This is a genomic window from Limnobacter sp. UBA3528 (genome assembly GCF_002377005.1).
GTDB lineage: Bacteria > Pseudomonadota > Gammaproteobacteria > Burkholderiales > Burkholderiaceae_B > Limnobacter.
On sequence record NZ_DFOZ01000001.1, the window covers coordinates 198,315 to 207,250 of the forward strand.

Consider the following 8,936-nt stretch of genomic DNA (forward strand, 5'->3'; position numbering starts at 1 on the left):
CAGCTTCGACTAAAGCTTGGGCGACAGGGGTATTTCAAACCTTTGTCGCCCAATTTCATTTCCGGCTGGGTTGAATGTAATTTCGGTGAAGTGAACGGTGTTGCTGCGGTCTAGTAGAACTACCGCGCTTGAGCGGGTGCCGTACAAGGGTGACACAATTTTTACGGCAGACAGCATTTTCTCCCATTCATAAGGCACACCGGTGCTGGGCAACTCTGCATCTTCAGCAAGCCTCGTATTGGTGAGTAAGCCCAGCAGGGTTTGCTCAAAGGCAGCCAGTGAAGTGTGGTTTGAGCAATTCGCCTCAATTTCTTGTTGCAGTCCTGTTTTCAACAGACGTGATTTTGGCCAGGGCGCATTCAGGTAGCCATTGGACAGGCTGTGTAGGCCATTTTGCAAGGCGACTGAGTAATCGAGCCCATTGCAAAGTTTCAGGCTTTGGTTGCTGGTGCAGAGTAGGTTCAGCGATTGCAGGTTGCCATGAATCAAATTAAAACCCGCGTACTGAAGGGAGGCCTTCTCTTCGGGTGTTGCTCTGGTTTGAATTGCATCGAGTACCAACTGGCCGCGCGATGGGGCCGTGCCAGGCATGTTCAATGTGCTGTTTCTGACATTGGTCAAAAGGGCAAACTCGGCATTGCTGCCAATACCAAGCCAGGTGCCGCCGGATTGCAGGTCTTTACCAGCCCAAAGCGAGCCATAAACTGTTGACCAAACCTGTAATGGAGCGGTGGGGCGATCGTGAAATTCATCCCGGTTGGCCAGGCAAATAAAGGGATAGCCGGGGTGCGCGTTAATGGCAAGCACGGCCAGGCACATTACTGTTTCACCTCATTACCCACCTCATTATCCACCTGGGTGAACACCTCTACGTGCCGACTGGGCACGACTGGAAAGTCAGCAAAACAAATGTTGGCCAGTTGCGCCAGTGTCTCGATGAATGCAGCCTCGCAAGCGGAATGTTCATGTGCGGGGTGAATTACTTCCATCAAGGTGAAGTAAGGTTTGTCTACTTCTTCACGTTGAAAAAGCTGGCTGTGGCCCAAGCCTTGTTGTTTCAAACGTGCGGCCATGCGTTCGGCGCACTGCAAACCCAAAGCAATGTCGGCTTTGGATATGCGGTAGTAAATGAAAAGCTTGCGCGTCATTCAAATACGCTGCCTTTTTGATGCACATCGTAGGGAGGTGGCTGAACGTTCAACGCAATGGCGCCAGCGTCATTTTTGACAGTGAAAATAGCACCGCTTTGTTCGGCATCGTCTACTGGCAGTTCAACCAGCAAATACTGCTGACCATTGAAGTTCACCGCAGTGGCTACAGCACCTGCTGGTTCGTTTTCTTTTCCGGCAAGCCAAACATCCTGCCCTGCGGTAACGGTTAAAGAGCCTGTTGCCGTGGCTTGAAACACGCGCCGCTTCACCTTGCCCAGGTAGTGGCTTCTGGCCACAATTTCCTGGCCGGGGTAACAGCCTTTGCTAAAACTGACACCACCCACCAAGTCGAAATTAATGGCTTGTGGAATAAACATTTCAACAGTGGGTTGTGACACATAAGCAATGCCAAGTTGCTGCAGGGCAAACTCGAATTGATCATCGGCGGCGCTGGATTTTTCAGTTTGTCCGTTGCCCACTACAAGCTGAAAACCAGGCGTTGAGCCGTTCAATGCGCGCAGGCTGGCGGTGGCGGTGCCCTGTTCATCCCACTGAACCCGCATGGGTGAGGTTGGCCCCGAGTCAGGCACAAAAGCAAGTTGATAATCTGCCGTGCAGTCGCGTACTTTGCATTTGCTGCGCAACACAAACATGCTCAGGCGTTTAACCAAGGCTGTAACTGTTTCTTGGCGGCAAACCAAAAACACCTGCTTGCCGTGGCGCAATACGAAAAAGCTACCCAGCAAGCGGCCTTTTGCAGTACACAGGCCCGCCATGCGCAGTTGACTTTCAGCCATGCCGGCCACGTCGTTGCTGAGTTGTGATTGAAGAAAGGTCACAGCGTCGTCTCCGTCCACGCCAATGACACCCCAACGCGATAAAAACTGTGCAGACATGCTCAAATCCTTAGTAACAAACAAAACAAACAATGCCGATAAGCCATGGAAAAACTTTCCCGCTATCATGAATGGCAATCTCCACATTGTAGTGGCTTCTGGTAAGGTCTCGCCTTCCAACAACCCAAGGTGAAGCAAAGTCGTGCGCAAAGCTAAAAAAACAAAGAAAGCAATGAAAAAAACTGCGTCTGGCTGGCAATGGTTCAAACGAATTTTGATTGCCAGTGTTGTCGCACTGTCCACAATTATTGTGGCTGTTTACCTTGTTTTGAATGTGCCGATAAACCGCAGTCAGCCCCGCGTAGATGCGCATGTTAGCTCGGGACTGGGTGCACGGGCTATTGCCAATGAGTTGAATCAGCAGGGGTTGGGTGTGAGCCCAAATCTGTTTGTATTGGCAGCACGGTTAACTGGTAGCGCCGGCCAGTTGAAAGCCGGTCGATATGATCTTCCCGAGGGAATCAGTACTTTGGGTCTGGTGGATTACTTGAGCAAAGGGCAGGGGGTGTTGAGCAGTGTAGCCTTGGTGGAAGGGCAAACCGCTCGGGCTTTGTTGGCAAAATTGCGTGCACAGCCTGATTTGATCGATGATTTGCCTGGCATGGATCATCGGGCGATTGCTACAAAGTTAGGCTTGCAGGGTAACAGCCTTGAGGGCTGGATTTATCCGGATACCTACAAATATTCGCCAGGCTCGAAGTTGTCTGAGCTATTGGGCAGGGCAGTGCGCCTGCAGCAGGTAGAACTTGAGAAGGCCTGGGCGCAAAGGGATCCCCAAACACCGTTAAAAACTCCTTATGACGCCCTGAAAATGGCCTCGATTGTCGAGAAAGAAACTGGTTTGGCCAGCGATCGTGGCAAAGTGGCAAGCGTATTTGTGAATCGCTTGCGTGTGGGTATGTTGCTGCAAACCGACCCGACGGTAATCTACGGTTTGGGCGAGGCTTTCGATGGCAATTTAACCCGCAAACACCTTCAAACTGATACGCCCTACAACAGTTATACCCGGGCCGGTTTGCCTCCAACACCTATTTCAAACCCTGGCAAGGCTGCTTTGTACGCAGCGGTGAATCCGGACAAAACTCCTTACTTTTATTTTGTAGCCAAGGGTGACGGGGGCAGTTATTTCAGCAAGAATCTGAATGAGCACAACAATGCTGTGCGCAAATATCAACTCGGGCGGTGACTGCCTCATGAAAAAGCAAAAACAGGGTTATCTGATCAGTTTTGAAGGCGTAGACGGTGCAGGAAAATCATCGCACATTGCGCGAGTCAAAGCGCGCCTTGAAGAATTGGGTTTTGAATGCCTGCAAACCCGTGAACCCGGGGGTACACCCGTGGGTGAAGCCATTCGGGAGTTGGTGTTACACCACGACATGGATGTGAATACTGAGTTACTGCTCATGTATGCGGCACGCAGACAACACATGGTTGAAACCATTCAGCCCGCACTGGATCGCGGCGTGTGGGTAATTACGGACCGTTTTGAGGACAGCAGCTTTGCCTATCAGGCTGGCGCAGGCGGTGCCAGCTGGGAGGACTGTCAGCAATTGAGCAAGTGGGCCTTGAAGGGATTCGAGCCCACATTGACATTTCTGTTCGATTTGCCGATTGCTGTTTCGCAAAGTCGCATACAGGGCAGGGCGGGTGCTAGCGACAAATTTGAGGAAAAGCCGACAGGTTATTTTGAGGCAGTGCGCGCCGGTTTTATCAAACGCTCGCAGTTGAACCCTCGCCGCATCCGCTTGATCGACGCTCAGCCTTCTGAATCAGAAGTGGGAGAAACCGTGCTGGCTGAACTCGACAAGTTCATGCGAACACATTTGAACCTGGGCCTGGCATGACCACTGCAAGCTGGTTGTTGCGCGCCAAGACGCAGTTGGGCAATTTGATGCAAGCCACTACGGCACCAATACTGGTGCATGGCCATCAACCCAAAGGGCTTTATGAGTTGGTGGGGCAGCACCTTGCCGAATTGCTTTGCGAGACACCTGCGGGCAAAAAACCTTGCCTGCAATGTCCTGGTTGCCACATGCGTTTGGCCGGCAATCATCCTGACTTACGCTACTTGATGCCACAGGCTGTCGGGCTTGAACTCGGTTTTAATGTTGAAGTAAAAACCGGTGTCAAACCGAGTCAGGATATTCGGATCGATGACGTGCGGGATCTTCAAAACTATTTCAATACAGCCTCCAGCCGCGGAGCCTCCCGTTATGTGGTGGTTTATCCCTTTGACAACATGAATGCAAACACTGCGAATGCGCTTCTGAAAACGCTTGAGGAGCCAGCCAATGGTTTGCGGTTTGTGTTGGTGGGCAGCCGTGTCGACAAGCTGTTGCCGACCATTCGTTCACGATGTCAAGAATTGACCATGCCTATGCCGGCAATTGCCGAATGTTTGGCTTGGCTGGAGGCGCAAGGTGTACAACAGCCAGATGTGGCCTTGGGTGTTGCCATGAATGATCCTTTTGAGGCGCTCGGCCTGGCACAAACATCAGCGGACCAGCTTGATTTGCGCAAAAAGTTTCTGGAGTGGCTTGCCAATCCCGACCAGCATGCCAACCCGCCAGCAGGGCTCGAAAAAGTAGGTTTGCCGGTAGTGCTTGAACTGGCCATGCGCTTGTGTAGCGATTGTGTTGCGCAGGCCCATGGCTTGAAAGGCAATAACTTTCCCTGGCTTGCACCCAAACTAATGTGGGCGAAATCGATTGGTGTGGAGCGCTTCAGCCAGTTGTATCAAAATTTGCAGAAGGAATTTCGTCTGGCGAATCATCCTATTAACCCCCGTTTGGCGCTAGAGTATGTAGGGCAACAGTGGCAAAATTTGACGAAGTAATTCATTGAAAAATTCCCTTTCCGGACAACACACGCCATGACCAGTAACTTGATGAATAACCCACGCAGTAACAAAGAGGCCAATCGTCCGTGGATGCTCTCCTTAACCCTGGGTGACAAGAACACGGCGGCCAACCTGTATATGCCTTTTATCAAGGGCGGTGGTGTATTCGTGGAAAGTGACAAAACATACAATTTGGGCGATCCAGTGTTCGTATTGCTGACCGTGGGCGAGGAAGCAAAAAAATTTCCCATCAACGGCAAGGTAGTGTGGATTTGTGGTGCGAATGCGCGTGGAGACAAGGCACAGGGCATTGGCGTGCAGTTCCCGAAAGACGACAGTGGGGAGGGTGTGCGGGTGGCAATTGAGCAAATGATTGGTAAAATGCAAAATTCCATGAAAAAAACAGCAACCTTGTAGTGTTTACTGATTCACATTGCCATCTTGATTTCCCCGGTCTGGTCGAGCAGCTCCCAGATATTCTGAGTCGAATGCAGGCAGCGCAGGTTAACCGCGCCTTGTGCATTTCTGTTCAGCTTGAAGATTTTCCCAACGTACTGGCGCTGGCTGAAAACCACCACCAATTGTGGGCTACTGCCGGCGTGCATCCTGATTACGAAGACATTACCGAACCCACAGTTGAAAAACTGCTTGAGCTCGCCGATCACCCCAAGGTGATTGGTATCGGCGAAACGGGTTTGGATTACTTTCGCTTGAAAGGCGACCTGCAATGGCAACGTGAACGTTTCAGGGTGCACTTGCGCGCAGCCAATGTGTGTAAAAAACCAGTGATCGTTCACACCCGCGCAGCCGGTGACGACACCTTGAAAATTCTTGCCGAAGAAAATGTGCAAGGCTGTGGTGGCATTATTCACTGCTTCACAGAGTCCCTTGATTTTGCTCGAAAGGCTCTGGATTTGGGCATGTATTTGTCATTCTCGGGCATCGTCAGTTTCAAGAACGCGGCCGACCTTCGCGAGGTGGCCAAGTTTGCGCCCATGGATCGAATTCTCATTGAAACCGATTCTCCCTATCTTGCGCCTGTTCCGCACCGTGGCAAAACCAACGAGCCTAGTTTTGTTCCGCATGTGGCCAAGGTAATTGCGCAAGAGAAGGGCGTTTCGGCAGAGGAAATTGGTGTTCAAACATCTGCCAATTTTGATCGTTTGTTTGGGTTTTCAAACGCTGGAGTGGCTGCAGTTTGAGGCGCCGTGCCTTTGTAAGCAGCGTGTTTTTATTGGCCATGCCGGGTGTGGCCATTGCAGGTGCCTTCGAAGACTTTTTCGTCGCAATCAAGTTTGATGACGAGTACCGTCTGAAATCTCTTTTGCTGAGAGGGATGGACCCTAACACGGTGAATGAGCAGGGCTTTCCCGCCATCACTTTTGGCATGATGCAAGAATCACCCAGTGCCGTGCGGGTTTTATTGTCCTCCGGCAAGCTGAACCCCGACCAAGCCGATCGACGTGGTGAAACCCCACTGATGGTGGCTTGCACACTGAACAAGCCCGAGTGGGTTGCCGCTTTGTTGGCCAAAGGAGCCCAAGTTGGCGAAGACGGGCAATGGACAGCCTTGCACAATGCTGCAGCCTCTGGATCAAGTGAATCCATCGAACTGTTGGTGAAGTCGGGTGCGAGAATCGATGTACTGTCCCCCAACGACACCACTCCCCTGATGATGGCTGCACGCGAGGGCAGGGAAGCGGCCACGCGTATGCTTTTAAAGTTAGGCGCCAACCCGGGCTTGAAAAATCAGGCGGGATACAACGCTGCAGGGTATGCGATAAAAGCGAACCGGAAAGAATTGGCGTTTGAGATCATGAAGAAAGAAAGGGCGCTGAGAACAGCGCCCTTGAAGCCTAACAAGACGAACTAATGCATTCGCCTGATTGACGGGTGAAAGTGAACGGTTGGGTAGTGCCTAAAGGCTTGCCTCAAAATGTTTAACGAGGGTGCGCAAATCGCCCGAAGTTGAGGCCAGTTGTTTTGCTGCGCTGTCCAGGTCATTGATTGCAGCAACGTTGCTCTCGGTCAGGGCACTCATTCGCTCCATGCTGTTGGCTACCTCTAGTGAAGCCTGGGACTGTTGTTCCAGCATCGCTGAAATATCCTTCGCAGATTGCGCAACACCGCGACTGGCCACCTTGATTGCTTGCAGACTTTCGCCCGCCTCCAGAATCAGGGTGGTGCCAATATTGACTTCGTCAACTGCACGGCCCATGGTTTCAAGGCCTTTGTTGGTACCGCTTTGAACTTCCTGCACCGTGGCCGAAATTTCCGTGGTGGACTGTCGTGTCATTTCCGCAAGTTTGCGTACTTCGTCGGCCACAACCGCAAAACCCCGACCTGATTCACCGGCTCTGGCTGCCTCAATGGCAGCATTCAAAGCCAGCAAGTTGGTTTTCTCGGCAATCTCGGTAATGGTTCGGGTTACGTTGCTGATTTTCACCACGGCACGGTTCAATTCTTCAATATTCTGTTTTGCATCCTGAACAACCTGCGCCACCTTCTGAGTCGCCTGGGTGGACTTGTCCATGCTTTGCGCACCCGTGTCCACGACATCCATGGCGTTCTTGGCATGTGCCGAACTTTTGCCGGTTGCTTCTGAAATTTCAGAGACTGACACTGACAGTTCCTCCAGCGCCGCTGCGACGCCGTTGATGCCATCGGATTGTTGCTGTGATCGAGTCATTAAGTTGATTGCCAATTGGCTGAGGTGTTCAGCGTTGTTTTTCACTTCCGATGAGCTGGAAATAACGTCAGCAATAATGGCCCTCAAGTTGACTTGCATGCTTTTGAAAGCAGTGTGTACCTTATTGAATTCACGCGTACTGGACTCTGGAATTTCATGTTTGAAATTACCTTCTGCCAAGGCACGCATCGCCTGCAGCATCGAGTTGTTGGTGTGTTCAACACGACCTTTCAACCACATCAACCCCAGGGCCGCAGCTACAAATGACGCTGCAGCGCTTCCATAGCTGAGGGCAGGGATGTTAAACATGGAAAGCAGGGCGATGATGACCGGCAAAAAACCGACGATTGCCAAATCAACAACAAATGGGCGCCCTTTTGCAGGCTTTGTGAACGGAAAGCTGGCGCTGCCCGCATTGATTGCCTTGTACAAGGCCTCGGCTTCCGCTTTTTGCGTGTCGCTGGGCTTTGATCGTACCGACATATAACCAATTTTTTCGCCGTTTTGTGTCAGCGGTGTAACGTAAGCATCGACCCAATAGTAGCCGCCGTCCTTGCAACGGTTTTTGACCAGGCCTTTCCAGGGTTCGTCCCGGCGTGCTGTGTCCCACAAGTCTTTAAATGCGTCGCGAGGCATGTCCGGGTGGCGAACTACGTTGTGGGGCTGGCCCAGCAGTTCTTCAAGTGTAAAACCGGAAATTTCGACAAAGGCCGGATTGGCGTAGGTAATTCGACCTTTCAGATCGGTTTTGGTGACAATTGGAATTCGGGGGTCCAGCAGGCGCTCTACAGCGGTTGTAGAAGCGGCCATTCTGGCATTGCGGCCTTTGAGCTCATTTTGGGCAGTTGTAGACATGAAGGTTCCATACCATAGGGGTCGATTTACCTTCACATCATACGAATATGCGGGCTTGATGAAGGCCCGCAACAGAGGCCCAAATCGGCCTCAATTTTGTGCTTTACATGTTTTGGCCCACTACAATTACTTTGGATTGAAAGCCCTGAATAATGTCTTGGCCAGCAGCAACAGCCTCTATGGGCCAGTCGGGATACACGGCGCAAACCACAAAAGCGAAGAGCATGAATTTGTACATAAGAATAGCCTCGGATAAAAGTGAACCAACCTATGTACTTTTTCGGTGATTCCCGACCGGAGAGCATCGCCAGTATTGGTGGGGGTCACTCTGGGTAACCCTTTTTAACATCGGATATAATTGTCGTATAATTTGTATTATGTTAACTAATGGATATTGGTAAATTTTCGCACAGAAGCAAATCCGACTATTTGCACACAGTTGTAATGATTTTTTGCATAAATTTGTAAAGTGAAGTTGCTTTTTTGCCTATTCTGGCCAAATTGGA

11 protein-coding genes are annotated in these 8,936 nt (G+C 51.1%); 6 read left to right on the top strand and 5 right to left on the bottom strand.

The features are described 5' to 3' along the window. Positions 1-9: 9 nt before the first annotated feature. The 3 genes from B4N58_RS00955 to B4N58_RS00965 are packed head-to-tail and all read right to left on the bottom strand — an operon-like array spanning position 10 to position 2,047. Positions 10-819: an NRDE family protein gene (locus B4N58_RS00955; protein WP_291745003.1), complete on the bottom strand. Its 810-nt coding sequence runs from the start codon at positions 817-819 to the stop codon at positions 10-12. Next, complete coding sequence (locus B4N58_RS00960; RefSeq protein WP_291745004.1) at positions 819-1,148, bottom strand: DUF4936 family protein; 330 nt, start codon at positions 1,146-1,148, stop codon at positions 819-821. The genes B4N58_RS00955 and B4N58_RS00960 overlap by 1 nt, the downstream gene beginning before the upstream one ends. Further along, on the bottom strand, positions 1,145-2,047 hold the full coding sequence (locus B4N58_RS00965) for a YgfZ/GcvT domain-containing protein (protein WP_291745005.1): 903 nt from the start codon (positions 2,045-2,047) through the stop codon (positions 1,145-1,147). Before B4N58_RS00965 ends, B4N58_RS00960 begins: the two co-directional genes overlap by 4 nt. A gap of 172 nt (positions 2,048-2,219) precedes the next feature. Here B4N58_RS00965 and mltG point away from each other — a divergent pair, with 172 nt between their 5' ends. Genes mltG through B4N58_RS00995 form a run of 6 tightly spaced genes read left to right on the top strand, consistent with a single transcriptional unit; the run spans position 2,220 to position 6,759 of the window. Next, a complete protein-coding gene (gene mltG / locus B4N58_RS00970; protein ID WP_291745007.1) occupies positions 2,220-3,233 on the top strand; it encodes an endolytic transglycosylase MltG in 1,014 nt (337 codons plus the stop codon). Positions 3,234-3,240: 7 nt separating this feature from the next. Continuing rightward, positions 3,241-3,891 (top strand): dTMP kinase, encoded by a 651-nt coding sequence (tmk, locus tag B4N58_RS00975; protein WP_291745009.1) that lies wholly within the window; start codon positions 3,241-3,243, stop codon positions 3,889-3,891. Further along, positions 3,888-4,883: a hypothetical protein gene (locus B4N58_RS00980; protein WP_291745011.1), complete on the top strand. Its 996-nt coding sequence runs from the start codon at positions 3,888-3,890 to the stop codon at positions 4,881-4,883. Before tmk ends, B4N58_RS00980 begins: the two co-directional genes overlap by 4 nt. Positions 4,884-4,919: 36 nt before the next feature. Next, positions 4,920-5,303: a PilZ domain-containing protein gene (locus tag B4N58_RS00985; RefSeq protein ID WP_008249165.1), complete on the top strand. Its 384-nt coding sequence runs from the start codon at positions 4,920-4,922 to the stop codon at positions 5,301-5,303. Beyond that, the gene (locus B4N58_RS00990) at positions 5,303-6,088 is read left to right on the top strand and encodes a TatD family hydrolase (RefSeq protein WP_291745015.1); all 786 of its coding nucleotides are present in this window, start codon (positions 5,303-5,305) and stop codon (positions 6,086-6,088) included. The genes B4N58_RS00985 and B4N58_RS00990 overlap by 1 nt, the downstream gene beginning before the upstream one ends. Next, on the top strand, positions 6,085-6,759 hold the full coding sequence (locus B4N58_RS00995) for an ankyrin repeat domain-containing protein (RefSeq protein ID WP_291745017.1): 675 nt from the start codon (positions 6,085-6,087) through the stop codon (positions 6,757-6,759). The genes B4N58_RS00990 and B4N58_RS00995 overlap by 4 nt, the downstream gene beginning before the upstream one ends. A gap of 45 nt (positions 6,760-6,804) precedes the next feature. Here B4N58_RS00995 and B4N58_RS01000 read toward each other — a convergent pair whose 3' ends face one another. Both B4N58_RS01000 and B4N58_RS01005 read right to left on the bottom strand, forming a co-directional pair. Beyond that, a complete protein-coding gene (locus tag B4N58_RS01000; protein ID WP_008249186.1) occupies positions 6,805-8,430 on the bottom strand; it encodes a methyl-accepting chemotaxis protein in 1,626 nt (541 codons plus the stop codon). Between the two features lie 103 nt (positions 8,431-8,533). Continuing rightward, entirely contained in the window at positions 8,534-8,668 is a 135-nt protein-coding gene (locus B4N58_RS01005; RefSeq protein WP_291745019.1) for a hypothetical protein, read from the bottom strand. Between the last annotated feature and the right edge of the window lie 268 nt (positions 8,669-8,936).

What these genes read in the sequence shown, in the direction of transcription:
- B4N58_RS00955 (WP_291745003.1), bottom strand. Translation starts at nt 819, where the DNA reads ATGTGCCTGGCCGTGCTTGCCATTAACGCGCACCCCGGCTATCCCTTT.
- B4N58_RS00960 (WP_291745004.1), bottom strand. Translation starts at nt 1,148, where the DNA reads ATGACGCGCAAGCTTTTCATTTACTACCGCATATCCAAAGCCGACATT.
- B4N58_RS00965 (WP_291745005.1), bottom strand. Translation starts at nt 2,047, where the DNA reads ATGTCTGCACAGTTTTTATCGCGTTGGGGTGTCATTGGCGTGGACGGA.
- mltG (WP_291745007.1), top strand. Translation starts at nt 2,220, where the DNA reads ATGAAAAAAACTGCGTCTGGCTGGCAATGGTTCAAACGAATTTTGATT.
- tmk (WP_291745009.1), top strand. Translation starts at nt 3,241, where the DNA reads ATGAAAAAGCAAAAACAGGGTTATCTGATCAGTTTTGAAGGCGTAGAC.
- B4N58_RS00980 (WP_291745011.1), top strand. Translation starts at nt 3,888, where the DNA reads ATGACCACTGCAAGCTGGTTGTTGCGCGCCAAGACGCAGTTGGGCAAT.
- B4N58_RS00985 (WP_008249165.1), top strand. Translation starts at nt 4,920, where the DNA reads ATGACCAGTAACTTGATGAATAACCCACGCAGTAACAAAGAGGCCAAT.
- B4N58_RS01000 (WP_008249186.1), bottom strand. Translation starts at nt 8,430, where the DNA reads ATGTCTACAACTGCCCAAAATGAGCTCAAAGGCCGCAATGCCAGAATG.
- B4N58_RS01005 (WP_291745019.1), bottom strand. Translation starts at nt 8,668, where the DNA reads ATGTACAAATTCATGCTCTTCGCTTTTGTGGTTTGCGCCGTGTATCCC.